Raw genomic sequence first — 23,236 nt, 5'->3', positions numbered from 1 at the left:
GTGCCAAATGTTGCTGGAATGCAGGTGGATTATTTCATTGATGTTACCCATGTCGCATTTATATAAGTTTTGTTGGCTGGGCTGTTTATCTTCGGCGCATACAATCCCGTTGCCCCTTGCTCAGGGGCTTTTTCATGGGCGAGTCAGGCCGGGCGCAATATCAGGCTGATCAGCGAGATAGAGCGGCTGCTCTCTTGTCAGTGCGGGCACTTGCTGGTGCATGGCGGACTGATTTGGTGCGGGTCAATGTTTTAGCGGGCCACAGGCACTGTTCCTTGTTCTTGTTTGAATGAAATCAATAGTTGGATGTTTGCTTAGTTACAGTCGTCGGTGCGTTTTTGGTGCAAATATAAATCAGCCGAAGTTATTGTCTGACAATCCGGCTGAGTGCTGGTTAATACATGGCTCGCGCAATGTAATTCAGCATTGTATTTAAAAAATAAATAACACTGTGCGTTCGGCGAATAACTCATCGCCAAGCACAGTGGTTGTTCGTTGGATTCAGGTAATACAGTAAGCGCGCTGGTGGCCGGTGCTGTTCAGGTGAACTCGGCTATTGGCGTAAAGGGATGCAAAGGCAGTGATGCGGCAGAACGATTGAAGATTCACGCGGTGAACTCCTTGTTGCCAGCTCGGACACACGAACTTTTGGTTCGGCATCGCACCTTACAAGAACGCGGATAGCGTTCGATGATTGCTCTTGGTGCGGGATAGGCACCCTGAGCGCTGTTTTGCGAAGATTGAATTCGCAAGTCGCGAGTGCATGGGAAAATCGTGCCAAAACCGATACAACTGCTGACAAACTTGCTCTTGTGGCGAGGGAGCTAGCTCCCGCTGGGCTGCGAAGCAGACCTGATCCGTGCAAATGCACTACAACTGATACACCGCCGTGTCTGATTTTATGACGGCTGTGCAGCCAAGCGCGAGCAAGCTCCCTCGTCACAGGGGATGAGTCACCAACAGGAGGGGGAGATATGTATCAGCTCTACGGACATCGCAATTCAGGCGCGGCCGCCATCGAAGCGGCGCTGGAGTTGTGCCAGATCGCTTACCGCTTCATCGATATCGAGGCCAGCGCGGAAGCCGCTGAAGACTTGGCCACACTCAACCCGCTGAAACAGATCCCGACCCTGCAATTGCCCGACGGCAGTGCGATTACCGAGAGCGCGGCGATTCTGATTCATCTGGGCCTGGCGTTTCCGGCATCCGGTTTGCTGCCGTCCGATGCTGCCGATCGCGATCAGGCGATTCGCGGCATGGTCTACATCGTCAGCAATTGCTACGCCGCTATCGGTGTTGTCGATTACCCCGAGCGCTGGCTGCTGATGCCTGACGAAGCCTCGCGGCAGAACCTGATGGCCGGCGCGCGGGAGCGTTTGCACTGGAGTTGGGAGGTGTTTGCCGACCAGTTTTCCGCCGAGTTGTACCTGGATGACGAAACACCGGGGGCGCTGGATGTGTTGGCGGCAGTGGTGACGCGCTGGGCGGGTAGCCGCGAGCATTTGCGTCAGACACGGCCGGGGTTTTATGCGTGGTTGCAGAGGATTGACCGGCATCCGGTGCTGGCGCCGGTGTTCGCCCGGCATTGGCCGTCCTGAACGACGCAGAGCGTCACAAGAGGCATTCCCACGCAGAGCGTGGGAACGATCTCGGTAAAGAAGGGTTATTCCCCGCGGATGTACTGCTCCAGCTGTTTGATCAGCTCGGCCTGCTCGGCAATCGCTTCCTTGACCAGGTCGCCGATCGACAGCAGGCCGATCAGCTTGCCGTCCTCTACTACCGGCAAGTGCCGCAGGCGTTTGTCGGACATGATGCCCAGGCAGGTGTCGACGGTTTGATGGGTGTCGACGGTGATCACGTTCGCCACCATGATGTCGCGCACCGGAGTGCCCACGGATGAGCGACCATGCAGCACCAGTTTGCGTGCGTAGTCGCGCTCGCTGATGATGCCGACCACTTTATCGTCTTCGACCACCAGCAAGGCACCGACGTTTTTCTCGGCCATCTTCATCAGCGCTTCGAGCACCATGTGATCAGGCTTGATCTGGTGCACTTCCTGATTTTTCTGATCTTTGAGCTTGAGCAGTTGGGCGACGGTCTTCATGGCGGTTACTCAGGTGTTGTCGTTGTTATCCAAGCATCGTAGACGCAAGCGCGCAGGGCAAGGTGGCAAAGCGGCAGATAACACGCAAAAAACGTCATTTCCAAACAAAATGCCCATCACCCGATGAAAGATGAATCCCCTCGCCACAGATAAATCCCCTCATCCCAGATAAACCCCCTCATCCCAGATAAACCCTCTCATTACAGATAAATCCCCTCATCACAGATAAATCCACTCACCACAGATAAATCGCTACTACAAAGTATTCCAAACTGAAAACGCGGGCGCTGGAAGGGCAGCGTAGAATGCCGTTCTGTTTCAATACCCGAGGTTGCAGTGGTGGATTTACCGCAGGGCTTCGTCCTGACCCGGCATTGGCGCGATACGCCGGCCGGCACCGAAGTCGAGTTCTGGCTGGCGACCGACGCCGGGCCGCGCCGTGTGCGCTTGCCGCATCAACCGTCGGTGGCGTTTATCCCTGCCGAACAGCGCGCCGTGGCCGAACGTCTGCTGCACGATGAAAAAAACGTCGAACTGCGCCCGCTGGCCCTGCAGGATTTCGAACATCGTCCGGTACTCGGCTTGTATTGCCAGCAGCACGGCCAGTTGATGCGCCTGGAAACCGCGCTCAACCGCGTTGGCGTCGACGTCTATGAAGCCGACGTGCGCCCGCCGGAACGCTACCTGATGGAGCGTTTCATCACCGCGCCGGTGTACTTCAGCGGCACCGCCGATGCCGACGGCGTCCTGCGCAACGCTCACCTCAAACCTGCACCCGATTACCGACCGAAACTGCGCCTGGTCTCGCTCGACATCGAAACCACCGAAACCGGCGAGTTGTATTCCATCGCCCTCGAAGGTTGCGGCGAGCGTCAGGTGTACATGCTCGGCGCGCCGAACGGCGACGCCAGCATTGTCGATTTCGACCTCGAGTACTGCGACTCGCGCACCGTCATCCTGAAGAAACTCAACGACTGGTTCGCGCAGCATGATCCCGACGCGATCATCGGCTGGAACGTCGTGCAGTTCGACCTGCGCATCCTCCACGAACACGCCCGGCGCCTCGGCGTACCGCTGAAAATCGGCCGTGGCGGTGAAGAAATGCAATGGCGCGAACACGGTAGCCGCAATCACTATTTCGCCTCGGCGGCGGGGCGGCTGATCATCGACGGCATCGAGTCGTTGCGTTCGGCAACCTGGAGTTTTCCCTCGTTCAGTCTGGAAAACGTCGCGCAGACCTTGCTTGGCGAAGGCAAGTCGATCGACAACCCGTACCAGCGCATGGACGAAATCAACCGCATGTTCGCCGAGGACAAACCGGCGCTGGCCAAGTACAACCTCAAGGACTGCGAACTGGTCACGCGGATTTTCGCCAAGACCGAACTGCTGACGTTTTTGCTGGAACGCGCCAGTGTCACCGGATTGCCGTCCGATCGCAGCGGGGGTTCAGTCGCGGCGTTCACCCATTTGTACATGCCCTTGATGCATCGTCAGGGCTTCGTTGCACCGAACCTCGGGACCAATCCGCCGCAGGCCAGCCCTGGCGGTTTTGTCATGGACTCGCAACCGGGGCTGTACGAGTCGGTACTGGTGCTCGACTACAAGAGCCTGTATCCGTCGATCATCCGCACCTTTTTGATCGACCCGGTCGGGCTGATCGAAGGCTTGCAGCATCCCGATGACGCCGACTCGGTGCCGGGCTTTCGTGGCGCAAGGTTCTCGCGCACTCGCCATTGCCTGCCGTCGATCGTTTCGCGGGTTGCCGAGGGCCGCGAGACCGCCAAGCGCGAACACAACGCGCCGCTGTCGCAAGCGCTGAAGATCATCATGAACGCTTTCTACGGCGTACTCGGTTCCAGTGGCTGCCGCTTCTTCGATACGCGGCTGGCCTCATCGATCACCCTGCGCGGCCACGAAATCATGCTGCGCACGCGCAAACTGATCGAAGAGCAGGGCCACGCGGTGATCTATGGCGATACCGACTCGACTTTCGTCTGGCTGCGCCGCGCGCACGGGCAGGAAGAGGCGGCGCAGATCGGCCATGCGCTGGTCCAGCACGTCAACGATTGGTGGCGCGCGCATGTGCGCGAGGAATACGGCCTGGAGAGCGCCCTCGAACTGCAGTTTGAAATTCACTACAAACGCTTCCTGATGCCGACCATTCGCGGTGCGGAGGAGGGCAGCAAGAAGCGCTACGCCGGCCTTGTCACCCGCGCCGACGGTAGCGATGAAATGGTCTACAAAGGCCTCGAAACCGTGCGCACCGACTGGTCGCCGCTGGCCCGGCAATTTCAGCAGGAACTTTACGAGCGGATCTTCCAGCGCAAGCCATATCAGGAGTATGTGCGCGACTACGTGCGCAAAACCCTCGCCGGCGAGTTCGACGATCGACTGGTCTACCGCAAACGACTGCGCCGCACCCTCGACGATTACGAGCGCAATGTGCCGCCGCACGTGCGTGCGGCGCGCCTGGCCGACGATTACAACGCGCAGCAGGGCCGTCCGCGGCAATACCAGAACGGTGGCTGGATCAGTTACGTCATCACCCTGGCCGGTCCGGAGCCGCTGGAAGTGCGCCGCGCCGGCATCGACTACGACCACTACATCAGTCGGCAGTTGCAACCGGTGGCGGACGCGATTCTGCCGTTTGTCGACGACGACTTCTCAACCCTGATCGGTGGGCAACTGGGCCTGTTTTGAGTCGAGCAACTGCAACGTCCACTCATCGAGGATGCCGTGAAAGTAGCGCTCGAGTGCCTGACTGAACACGCTGTCTTCAGCGTCAAACTGGGCGAACAGGGTCATCGAGGAATGAAATTTCAGGTCATCGGGATGGCCGAAAATCTCCGCAATCGAGCGCTGTCGCACCTTCAGCACTAACTGCGTGCAAGTCCGCAGCCGCGCACCGAGCAGTTCATGGGCGAGATAGGCCCGGGCTTCCTCGGCGGAACCGATGGCGAAGCGCCGGGACATTTCACTGCCGCCAAGCCCGGCGAGTTGCGGAAAGACAAACCACATCCAGTGGCTGCGCTTGCGCCCTTCGTCGAGCTCGCGTTGCACGCGTTCGAACACCGGGTCCTGGGCCTGGACAAAACGTTGCAGGTTGAACGGGTCGTACTGATCAGTGCTTCTCATCGCAAAGCCCGCCAGTCGGCAGCGGCTCAGACCATGGCCAGCCGCTGCTTGCGTTGTGGCGCTTGAAACGCCTGGTCCAGCGCCGCCAGATCCCCGGCTTCCAGTTGCAGCTGCGCCGCTTGTGCATTGAGTTGCACGTGTTCGGGTCGCACAGCCTTGGGAATCGCAATCACACCATCCTGACGCAGAATCCACGCCAGCGAAACCTGCGCGGGGGTCACACCGTGACGAGCGGCAATTTGATTCAGCACAGGTTCAGCCAGCATCGCGCCGCCCTGGCCGATCGGACAGTAAGCCATCAGTGGCATCTGTTGCCGTTGGCACCACGGCAGCAGATCGAATTCGATGCCGCGCTCTTCGAGGTTGTACAGCACCTGATTGGTCGCGCAGGCCGAACTGGACAGTTCTTCGAGGTCATCGACATCGAAATTCGACACGCCCCAGCGGCCGATTTTGCCCTCCTCGCGCAGGCGTTCGAAGGCTTCGACGGTTTCTTCCAAGGGATACTGGCCGCGCCAGTGCAGCAGATAGAGGTCGATGTAATCGGTGTCGAGCCGGCGCAGGCTGCGCTCGCAGGCTTGCGGGATGCCTTTGCGGCTGGCGTTGTGCGGGTAGACCTTGCTGACCAGAAACACCTGGTCGCGAATACCGGCGATGGCTTCGCCAACCACGCTCTCGGCACCGCCCTCGGCATACATTTCGGCGCTGTCGATCAGGCTCATGCCCAGTTCGATACCGGTACGCAGCGCCGCGACTTCACGCTTGTGCGCCGAGCGATCTTCGCCCATGCGCCAGGTGCCCTGGCCAATCACCGGCACCTGCACGCCGGCCAATTCGAGGGTACGCATGCAAACCTCCTTGCTGAATGTGTCGATACCTTTTAGTGGGCAGCAGGATAGCTCAGGGGTTCAAAAAGCAAAAAAGATCGCAGCGTGCCGCAGCTCCTACAGTTGTTCGTTCGCCTGTAGGAGCTGCGGCACGCTGCGATCTTTTGATCTGCGCTGTTTTACTTGGCAGAAAACTTCAACACCACGCTGTGGCTGTAAGTCTGCCCCGGATCCAGGCGCGTACTCGGGAAGTTCGGCTGATTCGGCGAGTCCGGATAGTGCTGGGTCTCCAGGGTAAACGCGCCCCAGTGCGGATAGACCTTGCCGCCCTTGCCCTTGACCGTGCCGTCGAGGAAGTTGCTGGTATAGAACTGCACGCCCGGTTCTGTGGTGAACAACTGCAGATGGCGTCCCGACTGCGGATCACTGACCTCAGTAGCCACTTTGCTGAGATCACCCTTGGTGTCCAGCGCCCAGTTGAAGTCGAAGCCACCCTGTTTCGGCTCGGCAAATTTCAGTTGTGGATGATCAGCCTTGATGTGCGTACCAATCGCCGTCGGTTTGCTGAAATCCATTGGCGTGCCGGCCACTGGCGCCAGTTCGCCGGTCGGGATCAACTTGGCGGTGACGGGGGTGTAATGGCTGGCGTGCAGGGTGGCGACCTGTTTGAGGATATCGCCATTGCCGGCGCCGGCGAGGTTGAAGTAGCTGTGGTTGGTCAGGTTGAGCACCGTCGGTTTGTCGGTGCTGGCCTTGTAATCGATGCGCAACTCGTTGTTGTCGGTGAGGCGATAGGTGACTTCGGTGGTGAGATTGCCGGGGAAGCCCATTTCACTGTCCGCCGACAGATAAGTCAGGGTCACGCCGACCGAATCCTTGTCCTTGGTTTCTTCGGCTTTCCAGACCTTCTTGTCGAAGCCCAGGGTGCCGCCATGCAAGGCGTTGGATTTGTCATTCTGTGGCACTTGATAGCGCTTGCCGTCGAGTTCGAACGCGCCGTCGGCGAGGCGATTGCCGAAACGGCCAATGGTCGCGCCGAAATACGCGGTACCTTTCTGATAGCCCTGGACATCGTCGAAACCGAGGACGACGTCATCGAACTTGCCGTGCTTGTCGGCCACTTTCAGCGATTGCAGGGTTGCGCCGTAGGTAATGACGGTGGCCTGCATACCGTGGCTGTTGCGCAGGATGTATTGCTCGACGGGCGTGCCGTCATTGGTTTTGCCGAAGGCTTTGTGTTCGGCGGTCAGGCCGGCGGCGTTGGCGGAGAGGGTGGCGATCATCAGGGACAGTCCGAGGCCGGAGAGCAGGTGACGGGATTGAAGCATGGTTGACCTTCCTTTTTGTTGTTGTTTTCAAATTACCGCTGACCCCTGTGTAGGAGCTGCCGAAGGCTGCGATCTTTTGATCTGGCTTTAAAAATCAAAGTCAAAAGATCGCAGCCTTCGGCAGCTCCTACAGGGCAACTAGTCATGCTATTTGCGTTTTCAGTGAAGATTTATAGTTGATTAATCGTTTATTTCAACAATAAAGACGGACTAATTGCTTTCAGAGAAAGCGCCGGAGGTCGGCTGGTGACGCGCACCACTGCACTTTTTCACGATCGGCGGCTCTATCCATGGCCAGGATGCGGTGACTCCCGCCGCACAGGAATGTGCCTGTTCGAGAATTCATGCCGAGAGCTTTTGCCCTGATCGCCGATTTTTTCCGTCGCCCGTGCCTGTTGCTCGCCTGCTTGTCGTCGCTGTTGTTCAGCGGTTGCAGCCATCAGGACGGCAACGGTTTCTTCAACCAGATTCGTGAAGGTCAGCCGCAGGAATTCCTGCAGACCAGCGTCGATCGCATGGCCACCCTGGCGATGCGCGACAACCTCAGCAGCCTTTATCGGTTGATGGGCAAGCTCTACCTGCGCAATCCGGATGAGCTGCGCAAGTCGGGTTTCCTCAATATTCATGCCGCCGTGAAACAGGTGCGGCTGGCCATCGAGCAGCAACAGCCGTTGCCGGTGCTGGGCGGGCGCAAAGATCTCGCGGCGCTCAGTTACGCAATGAGCCCGGAGTTTCTCGGTGACCGCGTCGGCGCGTTCATCTATGCGATCGGCAGCATGCTGGTCACTGCCCACGGCAATCGCGTCGAGTTCTACATGACCGATGCGATCAACCCGACCTTCGTCCATAACGCGGCGCGCAACATCGAAAAAGCCACGTGGATTCTGTCGCAGCGGCAGAACAAGGAAGGTCAGCCGCTGCTGTTTTCCAATGAGATTTCGGAGGAGGGCAGCAACCTCAGTTTTGCCACCGAATTCGGCAAAATCGTCGCGCGCCTGGATCTGCTGACGCAAATGCTCGATGAGCGCTACCGGCGCATCGGCCTGAATTACGCGCAGAGCCTGCTATTCCTGAATTTCCTGCCCGTCCAGTAACCGCCACGATGGCTGTAAATACCTGCCCGTGTAGGAGCTGCCGAAGGCTGCGATCTTTTGATCTTTTTTACGATCAACGTCAAAAGATCGCAGCCTGCGGCAGCTCCTACAGGTTAGAGTTGTGGTTGGTAATTTTGTATACAATTCTTTGTGAAACTAGATCCAAAAGGAGCCGCACCCGTCATGACCGACCCCGCAAGCGCTGATTTCACTCGCGTTGATCGCACTGTTCGTGCGGACAAACTGCCTTACGCCGCGTTGCTGGCGTTCGCCATGACCGGGTTCATCGCCATCCTCACCGAAACCCTGCCAGCCGGGCTGCTGCCGCAAATCGGCGCCGGGCTCAACGTCAGCGAAGTGCTTGCCGGGCAACTGGTCACCCTGTATGCGCTGGGTTCGATTGTCGCGGCGATTCCGCTGACCGTGGCCACGCGCGGCTGGCCACGGCGACGGGTGCTGTTGATGACGGTCGGTGGTTTTCTGGTTTTCAACACCATCACCACGTTCTCCAGCCACTACGGCTTGACGCTGGCCTCGCGCTTTCTTGCCGGGATGGCGGCGGGGCTGTCGTGGGGGATCATGGCCGGCTATGCGCGCGGGATCGTGCCGGTGCATCAACAGGGGCGAGCGCTGGCGATTGCCATGCTCGGCACGCCGGTGGCGTTGTCGCTGGGGACGCCGGCGGGAACCTGGCTGGGTAATCTGATCGGCTGGCGTGCGTCGTTCGGGATCATGTCGGCGCTGGCACTGGTGCTGGCCGCGTGGATCGTCATCGCCGTGCCGGATCGTCCGGGGCAGGCCAGCGACGAACGCCTGCCCTTGCTCGAATCCTTGCGCCTGCCGGGCGTGCGGCCGGTGCTGTTCGTGGTGCTGACGTGGATGCTTGGGCACAACATTCTCTACACCTACATCGCGCCATTTCTGATGCAGGCCGGACTGGCCGAGCGCGTTGACCTGGTGCTGCTGGTGTTCGGCCTGTGTTCGCTGGTGGGGATCTGGATCATTGGCATGCTGGTGGATCGCTGGTTGCGCTGGCTGACGCTGATCAGCCTCGCGGTGTTTGCGCTGACGGCACTGGTATTGGCGCTCGCCGTCCCGTCGGCAGGGATCATCTACGCCTGCATGGCCGTGTGGGGCTTGTCGTTTGGCGGCTCGGCAACCCTGTTGCTGACCTCGGCAGCAGACTCGGCAGGTGATCACGTCGACGTGGTGCAGGCGATGCTCACCACTTCCTGGAACGTTGCGATTGCCGGTGGCGGATTGTTTGGTGGCGTATTGCTGGATCGGGCGGGAGCGATGTCGTTTCCGTGGGCGCTGCTGATTCTCTCACTCATCGCGCTGGCCACGGTGTGGCTCAACAAAACCCACAGCTTCAAACCGGGCCGCAGACTGCATTGACCCACCTCCCCCTGTAGGAGCTGCCGCAGGCTGCGATCTTTTGATCTTGTTTTTTAAAATCCGGATCAAAAGATCGCAGCCTGCGGCAGCTCCTACAGGGGTGGGATGGGTATTCGGGTATAACGATAGACCGCATCGATATATGTGGTTATAAGAAAAATCGCTATGCTGCGGGCCAGATTTTTCCTGTCGTTTTTCTGGACGGTTTAATGGAATTGGCAAATTTCGGCCTGGTGATTGCCGGGCTGGTGGTGGGTTTTATTGTCGGCATGACCGGTGTCGGCGGTGGTTCGTTGATGACGCCGATCCTGTTGTGGTTCGGCATCAACCCGGCAACGGCGGTCGGCACTGACCTGTTGTACGCCGCCATTACCAAATCCAGTGGCGTCCTCGTTCACCGCAAGAACAAGAACATCGATTGGGCCATCACCGGCTGGCTGACCCTCGGCAGCGTGCCGGCGGTGGCGCTGACCTTGTGGTTCCTCAGCTCTCTGCACACCGCGCCGGACGCGATGAACGCCATCATCAAACAGGCATTGGGTTTTGTCCTGTTCGCCACGGCGCTGGCGATTTTTTTCAAGAAACGCCTGCTCGACTTCGCCCACAAACGCGCCGGCGGCAACTACAACCCGAGTGGTTCGCGGCTGAACGTGATGACCGTGATCACCGGTCTGATTCTGGGCACCATGGTCGCGTTGACCTCGATCGGTGCCGGCGCACTGGGCACGGTCGCGTTGTTCATCCTCTATCCGCTGTTGCCGACCCGTCGCCTGGTCGGCACCGAAATCGCCCACGCCGTGCCGCTGACCCTGGTCGCCGGCCTCGGCCACGCGAGCATGGGCAACATGGACTGGGGCGTGCTGGGCTTTTTGCTGGTGGGTTCGTTGCCAGGCATCTGGCTTGGCAGTCACCTGACCGGACGCATCTCCGATGAAGTCCTGCGCCCGTGCCTGGCGACGATGCTGGTGCTGATCGGCTACAAACTGGCGTTCTGATCCGGCCCTGCCAAATTCGGTTTCATGTAGGAGCTGCCGGAGGCTGCGATCTCTTGATGTTGTTTTTAAAGATCAAAAGATCGCAGCCTTCGGCAGCTCCTACGGGTGTTCTTACTGGCGGGTGGTGTATTTCATCACTGTCACCGGCAAATCATCGTAGACGAGTTCTTCAACCACTTCCCAGCCTAGTCGCGCATACAGCGACTGCGACGTGTCGGTGTACAGATACAACTCGCGTACACCCAGCGCCGTCGCTTCTGCAACCACTCGATTGACCAGTTGCGATGCGATCCCGCGTCCGCGCTCTTCAGCCTTCACGTAAACCCCGGCCAGCCATGGCGTCAGGTTCGGCCGCAGCTTCAGATCGTTTTCGATCAGCAATGCACCGCCCAGCAGTCGTGAGCCTTCAAGCGCCACGACCACGCTGGGTACCGCGCCTTTGCCACACGATGCGCGCATATGTTCGATGCGGTGCTCGACGGTTTGCCCTGGGCGAAATTCGCCCCACTCCTTGAAGTTGAGGGTGGCCAGTTCTTCAATCAATTCGGGGTGATCGCACAGGTAATCGATGTGCATGCGGGTGAACTCCATTTCGTTGGCAGTACCGCCACCCTAATGCGGTCATAAAAGGTAATCAAATCCGGGTTGCGATCACGCCGATGATGTTGCGCAATGTCGTGCCTGTCCTAAGCTTCTGACCAGGCGACAGATATTTGCCGGGTTGCCCCGGAACAATCGCCACGATGCGCAATCATTAGAGCGTGGATATCAAAAGGAGATGCGCATGCTCATCAGGTCATTGACCCTGACACTCTTGCTGGCGATTGCCGGCCCCTTGTTCGCCGCTGACAACGATTCGCCCATCGCCGGGGATATGGGCCGTGCCCGACCGCTGATCGTGATCGCCCAAAGCACGGTCGACCCCGTTTGGGTCAGCCTGAAAAAGTCGCTGGAAGACCCAGCGAATAAAAAAGGCGTCGCCGACCGCAACATCAAGGTCTACACCATCCTCAACATGTCCGGCCAACTCGACGGCAAGGACATGGGCCAGCAAGACACCATGGCGCTGCTGCGCTCGCTGAAGCTGGGTGCCGGGGCCTATCCGAAAGTGTTCCTGGTGGGCAAGGACGGCGAGACCAAACTCACGGCCTCGGGGGATGAGGCGAAGTCGGTTGATCTGAAGAAAATCTTAGACACCGTTGACGCATTGCCGGCAACCGAGAAGGACATCGCACCGCCGTCCGTGGCGACTACACCTGCAGCTACAGAGCCGGCAGCGAAAGGCGCGAAAGGTGTTAAGCCGAGCAAACCGGCAAAACCGGCCAAGCCACCGGAAATGCCGGATGACTGATCGCGCTGTCACTGAATAAAACGCGTCCCCTGTAGGAGTGAGCCTGCTCGCGATAGCGGTGTATCAGTCGGTGCATAAGCTGATGGGTGCACCGCTTTCGCGAGCAGGCTCGCTCCCACATGTTTTGCGTTATCCAAAGCCGCTCGCCACATAAGTCCCGAAGCCACCGCTAGATTAAACGTAGAAACGAAAAGATCGCAGCCTGCGGCAGCTCCTACATAACCGAGTGAAACCCGGTCCTGTAGGAGCTGCCGCAGGCTGCGATCTTTTCAGTCAGCGATAGCGCTGAAAATTGTATGGGCGATTTTTACTCGCTCAGGAATCGGAAAATTCTTGTTGGCCATGATCACGATGCCAATGTCCTTGTTCGGCACAAACGCCACGTAAGTGCCGAAACCACCGGTAGAGCCGGTCTTGTTGATCAACACGTTCTGCGGTTGCGGCTGCGGTGGATTCAGCCACTGCACCTTGTACGCCTCCATGGCCATTTCCGTCGAGTTGCCGGCCAGCAAGCGGTCGAGGCTGATCGGGTAGCGATACATTTCCCAACCCAGGCCTTGGGTCATGTCGCCAACGGTGTAATAGCCGGTGTGGGTGTTGGCGATGGTTTTTTGCAGAGCCGTTTCAAGCGTGCCCGGTTTCAGGTTGGCCTGAACATAGCGCAGCATGTCCACCGCGCTGGTTTTAACGCCGTAGGCTTGCGAGTCGAGCGCGCCCGGTGTGACGCGCACCGGTTTGCCGTTCTTGTCATAGCCCTGCGCATACAGATTCATTTGTGCGGCGGGCACGCTGAGGTAGGTGTGGACAAGGCCCAGTTTCGGCAGCAGGGTTTGCGTCATCGCCTGATCGAACGGCTGGCCGAGGCTTTTCGCCGCCAGATAACCGAACAAGCCAAGGCTTGGATTGGAATATTGGCGATGGCTGCCCGCCGGATAAAGCGGTTTCCATTGTTGGAAATAGCCGAGCATCTTGTCGGACGAATCCGCGTAGTCGGGGAATTGCAGCGGCAAACCACCGGCGCTGTAGGTGCCCAATTGCAACACACTGATGTTGTCGAAGGCGCTGCCTTTCAATTCAGGCCAGAGCTGGCTGGCTTTGGTCGACAGGTCCAGTTTGCCTGTGGCCTGCGCGTAACCGGCGAGGGTGGCGGTGAAGGTTTTACTCACCGAGCCAATTTCAAACAGGGTGTTTTCGCTGACCTTCTGCCCGGTGTCTTTTGCCGCGACGCCGTAGTTAAAGTAATGCGCCTGGCCGTTGATGGTCAGCGCCACGGTCAGGCCAGGAATGCCCTGTTGTTGCATCACTGGCGCGACGGCGTCGTTGACCAGTGTTTGCAATTGCGCGTCGGTGGGCGCTGCGGCCATGCACGAGGTCGCGCCGAAAAGCAGGCCGAAAGTGGCGCACGAAATGACTTTGCTTGAATAGATGGATGGCATGAATGAACCACTCTCCATGAGTGTTGATGGTGTTATCCCGCTACACTGCGGGCGATTTCTTCGTTGGGCAACTGCTCAGCGCCGCCAATTTAGTCAGCGGGCCGCTAATCGACAAACGACGAAAACTCGCACGAGCCATTAGAAAAATTTGGGACTGGGCATGATTCGACCGCAATTGCCGCTGAACGCACTGCGCGCCTTCGAAGCTTCGGCGCGCCATTTGAGCTTCACTCGCGCGGCCGTGGAGCTGTGCGTGACGCAGGCGGCGGTCAGCCATCAGGTCAAAAGCCTTGAGGCGCAACTCAACGTCACGCTGTTCAAACGCCTGCCCCGCGGGCTGATGCTGACCAGCGAAGGTGAAACCCTGCTGCCGGTGTTGAGCACTTCGTTCGACCACATTGCGCAGATTCTCGAACGTCTTGCCGGTGGCCAATATCGCGAGATGTTGACCGTCGGTGCAGTGGGTACGTTCGCCGTGGGCTGGTTGTTGCCGAGGCTGGCGGACTTTCGGGCGAAACATCCGCTCATAGATTTGCGGCTGTCGACCAACAACAATCGCGTCGATGTGGCCGCTGAAGGCCTCGATTACGCAATTCGTTTCGGCGCCGGGGCGTGGCATGGCATCGAAGCCACACGCTTGCTTGATGCGCCGCTGTCGGTGTTGTGCGTGCCGGAAATCGCCCGGCAATTGCATGCGCCGGGGGATTTGTTGCAGCAGACCTTGCTGCGCTCCTATCGCACTGATGAGTGGCCGGAGTGGTTTCATGCGGCCGGGCTGGCAACCCAAGCGGCGCCACCGCAGAGCATCGTCTTCGACTCGTCGCTGGCGATGATGGAAGCGGCCTTGCAGGGCAGTGGGGTGGCTTTGGCGCCACCGCTGATGTTCGCCCGGCAACTGGCGGCGGATGCGATTCGCCAGCCGTTTGCGATCGAGATCACCACCGGCAGTTACTGGCTGACGCGGTTGCAGTCGCGGCCGGAGACGGCGGCGATGAGTGCGTTCAAACACTGGCTGCTGCACATGACGCAAACCCCGTAGGAGCTGCCGAAGGCTGCGATCTTTTGATCTTCAAAAAAAAATCAAAAGATCGCAGCCTTCGGCAGCTCCTACAGTTATCAGTGATACATCAGCGGACCAGGCATGGCCGTTTGTTATCGAATTTCCACCCTGGGATCAGAAACTGCATCGCCACGCTGTCATCCCGCGCGCCGAGGCCCATGCCTTTATACAGTTCGTGGGCCTTGGCCACCTGGTCCATGTCCAGCTCCACGCCCAGCCCCGGTTTTTTCGGCACTTGCACGCAACCTTCGACAATTTGCAGTGGCGCCTTGGTCAGGCGCTGGCCGTCCTGCCAGATCCAGTGGGTGTCGATGGCGGTGATCTCGCCCGGCGCGGCGGCGGCGACGTGGGTGAACATTGCCAGCGAAATGTCGAAGTGGTTGTTGGAGTGCGAACCCCAGGTCAGGCCCCACTCATGGCACATCTGCGCCACGCGCACCGAACCCTGCATGGTCCAGAAATGCGGGTCGGCCAGCGGGATATCCACCGACTGCAACTGGATCGCATGACCCATTTCACGCCAGTCAGTGGCGATCATGTTGGTGGCGGTTTTCAGTCCTGTCGCGCGGCGAAACTCAGCCATCACTTCGCGACCGGAGTAACCATTTTCCGCACCGCAGGGGTCTTCGGCATAGGCGAGAACACGATGCTGATCGCGGCACAAACGAATGGCTTCTTTCAGTGACCACGCGCCGTTCGGATCGAGGGTAATTCGTGCATCAGGAAAACGTTCGGCGAGCGCCGTCACCGCTTCAATTTCGGCATCGCCACTGAGCACGCCGCCCTTGAGTTTGAAGTCCTTGAAACCGTATTTCGCGTGCGCCGCTTCGGCGAGGCGTACCACGGCTTCGGCGGTCATGGCCTGCTCGTGACGCACACGGAACCAGTCATTGTCGGCGTCCGGTTCGCTGCGGTAGGCGAGGTCGGTTTCACGCTGATCGCCGACGTAGAACAGATAACCAAGCATCTTCACTTCATCGCGTTGCTGACCTTCGCCAAGCAACGCCGCCACCGGTACATCAAGATGCTGACCGAGCAGGTCGAGCAGGGCGGCTTCCAGGCCAGTCACTGCGTGAATGGTAATGCGCAGGTCGAAAGTCTGCAGGCCACGACCGCCGGCGTCACGCTCAGCGAAGGTCTGGCGCACCTGATTGAGGATCTTCTGATACGTGCCGATCGGGCTGCCGACCACCAGGCTGCGCGCGTCTTCCAGCGTCTGGCGGATGCGCTCGCCACCGGGCACTTCACCAACGCCGGTGTGGCCGGCATTGTCCTTGAGAATGACAATGTTGCGGGTGAAAAATGGCCCGTGGGCGCCGCTCAGGTTGAGCAACATGCCGTCGTGGCCGGCCACCGGGATGACTTGCATGTCGGTGATGATCGGGGCTTTGGCAGTGTCGTGTGCGGTCATGTTTTTATCCTTTTAATTCGCAATCTTTAACAATGGACGTCAGGCGTGCTTTGGCGCGGCGTCGGCCACGGGTAGTTCAGCAGCAGGTTTTGCTGTGGTGCGCGCGAAGAAGACAATGATCGCGGCGATGATCGAGGTCGCGGCCAGGCCATAGAGGCCGCCCTGAATCGAACCGGTGTGTTCTTCGAGCAGGCCAAACGTGGTCGGCGCGACAAAGCCACCGAGGTTGCCCACCGAGTTGATCAGGGCAATCACCGCCGCAGCGATCCGGGCATCCAGGTACGCCTGCGGAATTGGCCAGAACAGCGACGAAGCGGATTTGAAACCCAACGCGGCAAAACAGATGGCGACGAAGGCGAAGACCGATCCGCCGGTGGTCGACATGAACATCCCCGCCGCCGCAATCAACAGTGCGGTCGCGACCCAGGCCTGCTGGTGTTTCCACTTGGCTGAGAACGAGGCGAAGGCGTACATGCCGATGATCGACAGCAGCCACGGAATCGAGTTGTACAGGCCGACCTGGAAGTCGCTCATCTCGCCCATTTTCTTGATGATGCTCGGCAGCCAGAAGGTCGCCGCGTAGATGGTCAACTGGATGAAGAAGTAGATCAGGCAGAACAGAATGATCTGCCGGTCCTTGAGCAGTTTGCCCATCGACGGCCGGATCGGTGTCGCGGCTTCACGCGCCTTTTGTTCGTCATCGATGGCGTTGACCAGTGCGTCCTGTTCGGCACGGGTCAGCCATTTTGCGTCATGGGGTTTGGCGTCGAGCCAGAACCAGACGAACACGCACAGGCCTACCGAAAACATTCCCTCGATAAAGTACATCCACTGCCAGCCGTGCAGGCCCAGCCCGTTGATTTGCAGGAGCAGGCCGGACAGCGGACCCGAGATCAGCGATGCCACGGCCGAACCGCTGAGGAAGATCGCAATCGCTTTGCCGCGCTCGACGCCGGGCAACCAGCGCGTGAAGTAGTAGATCACCCCGGGAAAGAACCCGGCCTCGGCCACGCCGAGCAGAAAGCGCAACACGTAGAAGTGGGTTTCGTTCTGGATGAAGGCCATGCCGGCGGCGACCAGGCCCCAGGTGAACATGATCCGTGTCAGCCAGATTCGCGCGCCGACTTTTTGCAGGAGCATGTTGGAGGGGACTTCGAACAGCGCGTAACCGATGAAGAACAGACCGGCGCCGAAGCCGTAGGCGGCAGCACCAATACCGAGGTCGTGTTCCATGTGGGTGCGGACGAAACCGATGTTCACCCGGTCAATGTAATTGACGATGAACATGATCACGAAGAGCGGCAGGACGTGGCGTTTGACTTTCGAGATGGCCGAGGCGAGTGTCGAATCGACGCCCTCGTGCATCCCGGAGACGGAGGTTTTCACTTGGTTTTCTCCCACTGATTATTTTTATGCGGGGCAAGGCAGGTGCTGCGTTGTTGATAGACATCATACAACCTGAATTTTTTGTCCTACAAGTGGCGGGGGCCGAATAAATATTTATGAAAGCGCAGTTTTTTATGCTTTTGTGCGTAATAAGCCCGTGTTTGTTGATGGTTTGTTCAGAGGTTCGTGTGCCGGCGCACAGGCTTTCAGGGTTTTCTGCTACCGGATGATTGAATTGGTTGTTTTCGGTATTGAGTGTTGTCATACAAGTTGAATGGCAATTTAGCACTAAAATCAATCGGGCCCGGCGCCCGTGCGGTGCTACGATCCGCAGGCCACGATGACCGGAATCGACCATGCAAGAAGACCTCGACGCCCCCGCCCGCAAACGCGCGCACAACCTTGCCCATGACCTGGTGGAGAAGCTCACCCAGAGCATTCTGCTCGGCCAGCTGTCGCCCGGCGACAAGCTGCCGTCGGAGAACGCCATCGTTCAGGAACACGGGGTCAGCCGTACGGTGGTGCGCGAAGCGATCTCGAAATTGCAGGCGTCGGGGCTGGTCGAGACACGGCACGGCATCGGTACATTCGTGATCGAACGCGCAGCCGAGCAGGGCTTGCGTCTGAATGTCGACACGGCACTTGGCGTGCGCAGCATTCTCGAACTGCGCCTGGGGCTGGAAACCCAGGCAGCGGCATTGGCGGCGCAGCGTCGCAGCGAACAGCAACTGCTGCAGATGCGTCAGGCGCTGGACGACTATCAACGTCTGCTGGCCAACAACGACAGTTGCGTTGAAGCCGACAGGCGTTTTCATCTGCTGATCGCCGAGGCCACCGGCAACGTCTGCTTCAGCGAGATCATGCAGCACTTGGGCAGCGCGATGATTCCGCGTCACCGGCTCAACGCCGCCGAGCGTGGCGCGGCGGACCTGAGCAAGCTCGGGCAGTTGGCCAATCTCGAACACGAGGCGATTTTCAATGCGATCAAGCGTCAGGATGCCGACGCAGCGCGCGCGGCGATGTGGCTGCACCTGAGCAACAGCCGCGATCGCTTCAGTGCGCAGGGCTGATCGCCGCTGGTCTGTTCGACAGCACGCCGGACACCGGTGCGCTTCCAACCTGTACGGCCCGGGATTTCCGGACCTCCTTCGTGAGGTGTGTCATGGCGAATGATTTGCTGTTTCAGGGTGGTGTTCTTCCCACCGACCCCACCCGGCCAATGCCCGGTACTGATGAACCGACGCTGGCCGATCATGATTCACCGATGGGCATGCCTCCTGGGCGCGATCCGCTGAGCGACGCCGACCGGCCGGATGACTGGAAGGATCCGGGAGCGGACGAGGATGTGCCGCCGGCGGATGAGCCGACACCGTTGTCGGATGATCGGCGCTGAGAGGGTACTGACTCGGGTTTAATGTTGTTTGTTCTGGCCTCTTCGCGAGCAAGCCCGCTCCCACATTTGAAATGCATTCCAATGCGAGAGCGGGCTTGCTCGCGAAGACGGCATCAGCTTCAAATCAGATGTCCGATCAGGCCGCAGCCGTCCGAACAACCCCGATCCGCCGCTCCAGATTCAACGCCAACACACTGATCAGCACCACTGCCGACCCCGCCAGCACCATCAATGTCGGCCGCTCGCCCAACCCCACCGAAGCAATCCCCATTGCTGTCGGCGGTATCAGGTACAAGGTCATCGTCGCCCGGCTCAGATCCACATGCTTGAGCACAAATCCCCACGCCAGATACGCGAGCGCACTGGGAAACACCCCGAGCGCCAACACCGCCCACTGCACCCGCAGCGGCGCCTGCATGACCCTTTCGGCCAGCCCCGGCAAATAAATCAGCAGCAACAACGTCCCCGACCATACCGCGTAACACGCCAGACTGAACCCGTCGTAACGCCGTGCATGATGCTTTTGCAGGGCGAAATAGATGCTCCACGAAACCGCCGCCAGCAGGATCAGCAGGGCATGCGCGTCAATATCGCCCAAGCCCTTGTCGCCGCTGACCACAATCACCACGCCGACAAACCCGAGCAACACACAACCCCAACGCCATGCGCTGACCTGATCCTTGAACAGGAACCGCGCGAGCAGCGTGCTGAACAGCGGACTCGATTGCGCCAGCACACTCGAGGCACCGGCACTGACACTTTGCTGGCCGATGTTCAGCGCCACGTGATGCAGGCTGACGGCGAAGAAACCCAAGGCCAGCAGCAACGGCATATCGCGCAGTTGCGGCAGGCGAATGCCCTTGAATGCGGCCAGCACGGCCATCAATAGCGACGCCAGAAGAAAGCGCAACAGCGCCAGATGCCCGGGGTCGTAGGCTTGCAGGCCGAGGTGAATACCGGTCGGCGAATACGCCCAGCAGGCGACGACGAACGCCATCGCCAGGATGATTTTGAAAGAAGAAGTGGACGGCATGATCGCGCTACCAGAAGGGTGATGCGCCGAGTATCCGGGCGCGCAATCATTCGCCACAACTGACTTATACTGTGCTGAATGTTCACTCAGAGTGATGAGTATGGAGCTGGCACAGATCCGCATGTTCAAGACCGTGGCCGAGGTCGGCAGCATTGCCCGTGCGGCCCAAAAGCTGTTTTGCGTACCGTCGAACATCACCGCGCGCATCAAGGCGCTGGAGGCGGAATTGGGCGTTGCGCTGTTTTTGCGTGAAGGGCGCGGGTTGCGCATCAGCCCGGCGGGGCAGACTTTCCTCGTCTATGCCGAGAAAATCCTCGCGTTGACCGCCGAGGCCAAGCGCGCGGTCGATCCTTCGTCCGAACCGTCGGGGCCGCTGCGCATCGGTGCCATCGAATCTTCGGCGACCGGGCGATTGCCGCGCTTGCTGGCGAAGTTTCACAAGCGCTATCCGCAGGTCGCGCTGGAACTGACTACCGGCACTTGGGGGCAGTTGCTCGATGACACCGTCAGCCATCGTCTCGACGGGGCGATTGTGGCGGTGGACGTCGAGCGTTCGCAGCTCAAACGCACGCCGATGTACCGCGAGGAGTTGCTGCTGATTGCCTCCACTTCCTTCGGGCCGGTGCGCGACATCAATGATCTGCAAGACAAGACCGTGTTCATGTGGCCGCAGGGTTGCCCTTACCGCGCGGCGCTGGAGCATTGGTTGTTGCGTCAGGGGCTGGCGTTGCCGATCGTCAGTCTGGCCAGTTACGGGGCGATTGTTGGCTGCGTAAGTGCCGGGGCCGGGGTGGCGCTGGTGCCCAAAGGCGTCTTTGAGCAGTACGCCAAAGGTGCCGGTTGCGTCGGGTTCGAATTTCCCGAACTGACGGCCGTCGACAATCTGTTTTACTGGCACGAAAACGCCGGGGTACACCCGGCGCGTGAAGCGTTTGTGGCGATGTTGCGTGAAGAATTCACCTGAAAACCGCACCCCCATCAATGTAGGAGCTGCCGCAGGCTGCGATCTTTTGATGTTGTTCTTAAAATCCAGATCAAAAGATCGCAGCCTGCGGCAGCTCCTACAGGGATTATGGTGTGCCGAGGTCGCGCATCAGCAAGCCGAAGCGCAAATCCACCGCATCCGGAATCGGCAGATACACCGTGTGGCCATCCCCCGGCGCCACCTCGATGGGTTCGCCCTTGGCGTTGTGCAACTGCTGCAGATCAAAGTGGAAATTGCCCTTGGGCGTCATCAGTTCCAGATGATCGCCGAGGGCAAAACGGTTCTTCACCTTGACCTCGGCCAGACGCTCACGTCGCTCGCCGGTCAGCTCGCCGACAAACTGCTGGCGCTCCGAGACCGAACTGCCGTGCTGATAATTCTGGTATTCGTCATGCACATGCCGACGCAGAAAACCTTCGGTGTAGCCGCGCTGGGCCAGTGATTCGAGATCGTTCATCAGGCTGCGATCAAACTCGCGTCCTGCCACTGCATCATCGATGGCCCGGCGATAAACCTGGGTGGTGCGTGCGCAATAGAAGTGCGATTTGGTCCGGCCTTCAATCTTCAGTGAGTGCACGCCCATGCGCGTCAGACGCTCGACGTGCTGCACCGCGCGCAGGTCCTTGGCGTTCATGATGTAGGTGCCGTGCTCGTCTTCGAAGGCGGGCATCAATTCGTCCGGGCGATTGGCCTCCTGCAACAGGAACACTTGATCGGTCGGGGTGCCGATGCCCAGGGTCGGCTCGGGCTGAAAAGTCTGCACGATCTCGCCGAGCTGATTTTCCGTGGCTGGCTGCGCCGAGTATTTCCAGCGACAGGCATTGGTGCAGCTGCCTTGGTTGGCATCACGTTTGTTCATGTAGCCGGAGAGCAGGCAGCGCCCGGAATAGGCCATGCACAATGCGCCATGAACGAACACTTCCAGCTCCATTTCCGGCACGTGCTCGCGGATCTCCGCGATCTCTTCCAGCGACAGTTCGCGCGACAGGATGATCCGGCTCAGCCCTTGTTGCTGCCAGAACTCGACACTCGCCCAGTTCACCGTATTGGCTTGCACCGAAAGATGGATCGGCATCTGCGGAAAATGTCGACGCACCAGCATGATCAGGCCCGGGTCGGACATGATCAGCGCATCCGGGGCCATCTCGATCACCGGCGCGAGGTCTTTGAGAAAGGTCTTCAGCTTGGCGTTGTGCGGCGCGATATTGACCACGACATAGAAGCGCTTGCCTTGCGCTTGCGCCTCGCGAATGCCCAGCGCCAGGTTGGCGTGATCGAATTCGTTGTTGCGCACGCGCAGGCTGTAGCGCGGTTGCCCGGCGTATACCGCATCGGCACCGTAGGCGAAGGCGTAGCGCATGTTTTTCAGGGTGCCGGCGGGGGCGAGCAGTTCCGGGGCGGCGAGATCAGGCGTGAGGGTCATGGCGGCGTCGCTGGCAAAAGTGCGGCAGGGTAAAGCGCTCGCGGGCTGGGGTTGTTGATCTGGATCTATGTTTGGTCATCTGTGCAGAAACAGCACAGATGATGTGCCCAAACCCCTGTGTTCGGCGTGGAACAAGCTGCTTAATCTTGGCTCATCCACTCAAATCAGAAGGAGCCACCCATGCAACGTTTTACCCGTCGCTTGCTCGCTGCCTGTGCATTTTCCGGTGTATTGGCCAGCACCGCTGCTGTCGCCGACAGCCATCCAACTATCCGCGCAATGTCGGGCGCGACGCCGGTCAGTCAGTTGCCCGCAGGCAAGTCGGCGCTGCTGGTGATCGATTTCCAGAACGAATACTTCAGCGGCCGGATGCCGATCCCCGACGGCGCCGCAGCGCTGGCTAACACCCGCGAGCTGATAGCCTTCGCCGATCGTCATGACATTCCGGTTTATCACGTTCAGCACGTTGCGCCAGCCGGGTCGCCAGTGTTTGCCATCGACGGCGAAACGGTGAAGTTTCACAAGGACATGCAGCCTAGGGCCAAGGATGTGGTTCTGCAAAAAACCACCGTCAGCGTATTCGGCAGTACCGATCTGAACGAACGGCTGAAGCAGTCTGGCATTAACACGCTCATCGTCGCGGGGCTGATGACTCACGCCTGTGTCGCCGGTGCCGCGCGTGATGCAGCGCCGCTCGGCTACAGCGTGATTGTTGCCTCCGATGCCTCGGCGACCCGCGCGATCACCCGCGCCAACGGTGCCTCGATCGACAAGGATTCGCTGCATAAAGCGGCGCTGGCGGAAGTGGAAGACACCTTCGGCGACGTGCTGACCACCGATCAGATCATCAAGCTGCCGGTTCCATAACAGGCTCGGG

At 59.4% G+C, this 23,236-nt stretch carries 21 protein-coding genes; 11 read left to right on the top strand and 10 right to left on the bottom strand.

The window, feature by feature from the left end:
- The first annotated feature begins 974 nt into the window (after nt 1-974).
- Nucleotides 975-1,598 (top strand): glutathione S-transferase N-terminal domain-containing protein, encoded by a 624-nt coding sequence (locus QOL84_RS09250; RefSeq protein ID WP_283437005.1) that lies wholly within the window; start codon nt 975-977, stop codon nt 1,596-1,598.
- A 65-nt stretch (nt 1,599-1,663) separates the two neighbouring features.
- Here QOL84_RS09250 and QOL84_RS09245 read toward each other — a convergent pair whose 3' ends face one another.
- Entirely contained in the window at nt 1,664-2,104 is a 441-nt protein-coding gene (locus QOL84_RS09245) for a CBS domain-containing protein (protein ID WP_007959054.1), read from the bottom strand.
- A 339-nt stretch (nt 2,105-2,443) separates the two neighbouring features.
- On the opposite strand from QOL84_RS09245, the gene QOL84_RS09240 reads away from it, so the two are divergent.
- Nucleotides 2,444-4,804, top strand: a complete 2,361-nt coding sequence (locus QOL84_RS09240) for a DNA polymerase II (RefSeq protein WP_283437004.1) — start codon at nt 2,444-2,446, stop codon at nt 4,802-4,804.
- Here the strand turns inward: QOL84_RS09240 and QOL84_RS09235 are convergent.
- From QOL84_RS09235 to QOL84_RS09225, 3 genes are all read right to left on the bottom strand, one after another.
- Entirely contained in the window at nt 4,769-5,239 is a 471-nt protein-coding gene (locus QOL84_RS09235; RefSeq protein ID WP_283437003.1) for a DUF1810 domain-containing protein, read from the bottom strand. The genes QOL84_RS09240 and QOL84_RS09235 overlap by 36 nt on opposite strands.
- Before the next feature lie 26 nt (nt 5,240-5,265).
- Nucleotides 5,266-6,087, bottom strand: a complete 822-nt coding sequence (locus QOL84_RS09230) for an aldo/keto reductase (RefSeq protein WP_283437002.1) — start codon at nt 6,085-6,087, stop codon at nt 5,266-5,268.
- 158 nt (nt 6,088-6,245) lie between these two features.
- Complete coding sequence (locus QOL84_RS09225) at nt 6,246-7,394, bottom strand: aldose epimerase family protein (protein ID WP_283437001.1); 1,149 nt, start codon at nt 7,392-7,394, stop codon at nt 6,246-6,248.
- A 344-nt stretch (nt 7,395-7,738) separates the two neighbouring features.
- On the opposite strand from QOL84_RS09225, the gene QOL84_RS09220 reads away from it, so the two are divergent.
- The 3 genes from QOL84_RS09220 (at nt 7,739) to QOL84_RS09210 (ending at nt 10,881) form a co-directional block, all read left to right on the top strand.
- The gene (locus QOL84_RS09220) at nt 7,739-8,488 is read left to right on the top strand and encodes a hypothetical protein (RefSeq protein WP_129391889.1); all 750 of its coding nucleotides are present in this window, start codon (nt 7,739-7,741) and stop codon (nt 8,486-8,488) included.
- Between the two features lie 183 nt (nt 8,489-8,671).
- Nucleotides 8,672-9,886 (top strand): MFS transporter, encoded by a 1,215-nt coding sequence (locus tag QOL84_RS09215; RefSeq protein WP_283437000.1) that lies wholly within the window; start codon nt 8,672-8,674, stop codon nt 9,884-9,886.
- A gap of 209 nt (nt 9,887-10,095) precedes the next feature.
- The gene (locus tag QOL84_RS09210; protein WP_283436999.1) at nt 10,096-10,881 is read left to right on the top strand and encodes a sulfite exporter TauE/SafE family protein; all 786 of its coding nucleotides are present in this window, start codon (nt 10,096-10,098) and stop codon (nt 10,879-10,881) included.
- A 111-nt stretch (nt 10,882-10,992) separates the two neighbouring features.
- Here QOL84_RS09210 and QOL84_RS09205 read toward each other — a convergent pair whose 3' ends face one another.
- Nucleotides 10,993-11,457, bottom strand: coding sequence for a GNAT family N-acetyltransferase (locus tag QOL84_RS09205; RefSeq protein ID WP_283436998.1), 465 nt, complete (start codon nt 11,455-11,457; stop codon nt 10,993-10,995).
- Between the two features lie 208 nt (nt 11,458-11,665).
- On the opposite strand from QOL84_RS09205, the gene QOL84_RS09200 reads away from it, so the two are divergent.
- Complete coding sequence (locus tag QOL84_RS09200) at nt 11,666-12,232, top strand: DUF4174 domain-containing protein (RefSeq protein WP_283436997.1); 567 nt, start codon at nt 11,666-11,668, stop codon at nt 12,230-12,232.
- A 269-nt stretch (nt 12,233-12,501) separates the two neighbouring features.
- On the opposite strand, the gene ampC is transcribed toward QOL84_RS09200, so the two are convergent.
- Nucleotides 12,502-13,668 (bottom strand): class C beta-lactamase, encoded by a 1,167-nt coding sequence (ampC, locus tag QOL84_RS09195; RefSeq protein ID WP_283436996.1) that lies wholly within the window; start codon nt 13,666-13,668, stop codon nt 12,502-12,504.
- Nucleotides 13,669-13,828: 160 nt separating this feature from the next.
- Between ampC and QOL84_RS09190 the strand changes: the two genes are divergently transcribed.
- Entirely contained in the window at nt 13,829-14,707 is an 879-nt protein-coding gene (locus QOL84_RS09190; protein WP_283436995.1) for a LysR family transcriptional regulator, read from the top strand.
- A gap of 88 nt (nt 14,708-14,795) precedes the next feature.
- Here QOL84_RS09190 and gudD read toward each other — a convergent pair whose 3' ends face one another.
- Complete coding sequence (gene gudD, locus QOL84_RS09185) at nt 14,796-16,139, bottom strand: glucarate dehydratase (protein ID WP_283436994.1); 1,344 nt, start codon at nt 16,137-16,139, stop codon at nt 14,796-14,798.
- A gap of 39 nt (nt 16,140-16,178) precedes the next feature.
- Nucleotides 16,179-17,525: an MFS transporter gene (locus QOL84_RS09180; RefSeq protein ID WP_283436993.1), complete on the bottom strand. Its 1,347-nt coding sequence runs from the start codon at nt 17,523-17,525 to the stop codon at nt 16,179-16,181.
- Between the two features lie 356 nt (nt 17,526-17,881).
- On the opposite strand from QOL84_RS09180, the gene QOL84_RS09175 reads away from it, so the two are divergent.
- Entirely contained in the window at nt 17,882-18,595 is a 714-nt protein-coding gene (locus tag QOL84_RS09175) for a FadR/GntR family transcriptional regulator (RefSeq protein WP_129391925.1), read from the top strand.
- 92 nt (nt 18,596-18,687) lie between these two features.
- Nucleotides 18,688-18,918 (top strand): hypothetical protein, encoded by a 231-nt coding sequence (locus QOL84_RS09170; RefSeq protein WP_283436992.1) that lies wholly within the window; start codon nt 18,688-18,690, stop codon nt 18,916-18,918.
- Nucleotides 18,919-19,054: 136 nt separating this feature from the next.
- Here the strand turns inward: QOL84_RS09170 and QOL84_RS09165 are convergent, their stop codons facing one another.
- Nucleotides 19,055-19,951, bottom strand: coding sequence for a DMT family transporter (locus QOL84_RS09165; RefSeq protein WP_283436991.1), 897 nt, complete (start codon nt 19,949-19,951; stop codon nt 19,055-19,057).
- A gap of 100 nt (nt 19,952-20,051) precedes the next feature.
- Between QOL84_RS09165 and QOL84_RS09160 the strand changes: the two genes are divergently transcribed.
- Nucleotides 20,052-20,915 (top strand): LysR family transcriptional regulator, encoded by an 864-nt coding sequence (locus tag QOL84_RS09160; protein ID WP_129391934.1) that lies wholly within the window; start codon nt 20,052-20,054, stop codon nt 20,913-20,915.
- 106 nt (nt 20,916-21,021) lie between these two features.
- Here QOL84_RS09160 and trhP read toward each other — a convergent pair whose 3' ends face one another.
- Nucleotides 21,022-22,359, bottom strand: a complete 1,338-nt coding sequence (gene trhP, locus QOL84_RS09155; protein WP_283436990.1) for a prephenate-dependent tRNA uridine(34) hydroxylase TrhP — start codon at nt 22,357-22,359, stop codon at nt 21,022-21,024.
- Nucleotides 22,360-22,539: 180 nt separating this feature from the next.
- On the opposite strand from trhP, the gene QOL84_RS09150 reads away from it, so the two are divergent.
- Nucleotides 22,540-23,226 carry a cysteine hydrolase family protein gene (locus tag QOL84_RS09150; protein ID WP_283436989.1) on the top strand — a complete coding sequence of 229 codons (687 nt, stop codon included), beginning with the start codon at nt 22,540-22,542 and terminating at the stop codon, nt 23,224-23,226.
- The last annotated feature ends 10 nt before the right edge of the window (nt 23,227-23,236 follow it).

The organism is Pseudomonas helmanticensis, assembly GCF_900182985.1.
GTDB lineage: Bacteria > Pseudomonadota > Gammaproteobacteria > Pseudomonadales > Pseudomonadaceae > Aquipseudomonas > Aquipseudomonas helmanticensis.
Note: the sequence above shows the minus strand (reverse complement) of the source record. Positions and strands in the feature narration are given on the sequence as shown.

Excerpts from the sequence above, each read along its gene's own strand:
- QOL84_RS09175 (WP_129391925.1), top strand. The coding sequence starts at position 17,882 with ATGCAAGAAGACCTCGACGCCCCCGCCCGCAAACGCGCGCACAACCTT.
- gudD (WP_283436994.1), bottom strand. The coding sequence starts at position 16,139 with ATGACCGCACACGACACTGCCAAAGCCCCGATCATCACCGACATGCAA.
- QOL84_RS09165 (WP_283436991.1), bottom strand. The coding sequence starts at position 19,951 with ATGCCGTCCACTTCTTCTTTCAAAATCATCCTGGCGATGGCGTTCGTC.
- QOL84_RS09160 (WP_129391934.1), top strand. The coding sequence starts at position 20,052 with ATGGAGCTGGCACAGATCCGCATGTTCAAGACCGTGGCCGAGGTCGGC.
- trhP (WP_283436990.1), bottom strand. The coding sequence starts at position 22,359 with ATGACCCTCACGCCTGATCTCGCCGCCCCGGAACTGCTCGCCCCCGCC.
- QOL84_RS09225 (WP_283437001.1), bottom strand. The coding sequence starts at position 7,394 with ATGCTTCAATCCCGTCACCTGCTCTCCGGCCTCGGACTGTCCCTGATG.
- QOL84_RS09210 (WP_283436999.1), top strand. The coding sequence starts at position 10,096 with ATGGAATTGGCAAATTTCGGCCTGGTGATTGCCGGGCTGGTGGTGGGT.
- QOL84_RS09190 (WP_283436995.1), top strand. The coding sequence starts at position 13,829 with ATGATTCGACCGCAATTGCCGCTGAACGCACTGCGCGCCTTCGAAGCT.
- QOL84_RS09220 (WP_129391889.1), top strand. The coding sequence starts at position 7,739 with ATGCCGAGAGCTTTTGCCCTGATCGCCGATTTTTTCCGTCGCCCGTGC.
- QOL84_RS09205 (WP_283436998.1), bottom strand. The coding sequence starts at position 11,457 with ATGCACATCGATTACCTGTGCGATCACCCCGAATTGATTGAAGAACTG.
- ampC (WP_283436996.1), bottom strand. The coding sequence starts at position 13,668 with ATGCCATCCATCTATTCAAGCAAAGTCATTTCGTGCGCCACTTTCGGC.
- QOL84_RS09200 (WP_283436997.1), top strand. The coding sequence starts at position 11,666 with ATGCTCATCAGGTCATTGACCCTGACACTCTTGCTGGCGATTGCCGGC.
- QOL84_RS09230 (WP_283437002.1), bottom strand. The coding sequence starts at position 6,087 with ATGCGTACCCTCGAATTGGCCGGCGTGCAGGTGCCGGTGATTGGCCAG.
- QOL84_RS09170 (WP_283436992.1), top strand. The coding sequence starts at position 18,688 with ATGGCGAATGATTTGCTGTTTCAGGGTGGTGTTCTTCCCACCGACCCC.
- QOL84_RS09235 (WP_283437003.1), bottom strand. The coding sequence starts at position 5,239 with ATGAGAAGCACTGATCAGTACGACCCGTTCAACCTGCAACGTTTTGTC.
- QOL84_RS09250 (WP_283437005.1), top strand. The coding sequence starts at position 975 with ATGTATCAGCTCTACGGACATCGCAATTCAGGCGCGGCCGCCATCGAA.
- QOL84_RS09150 (WP_283436989.1), top strand. The coding sequence starts at position 22,540 with ATGCAACGTTTTACCCGTCGCTTGCTCGCTGCCTGTGCATTTTCCGGT.
- QOL84_RS09245 (WP_007959054.1), bottom strand. The coding sequence starts at position 2,104 with ATGAAGACCGTCGCCCAACTGCTCAAGCTCAAAGATCAGAAAAATCAG.
- QOL84_RS09215 (WP_283437000.1), top strand. The coding sequence starts at position 8,672 with ATGACCGACCCCGCAAGCGCTGATTTCACTCGCGTTGATCGCACTGTT.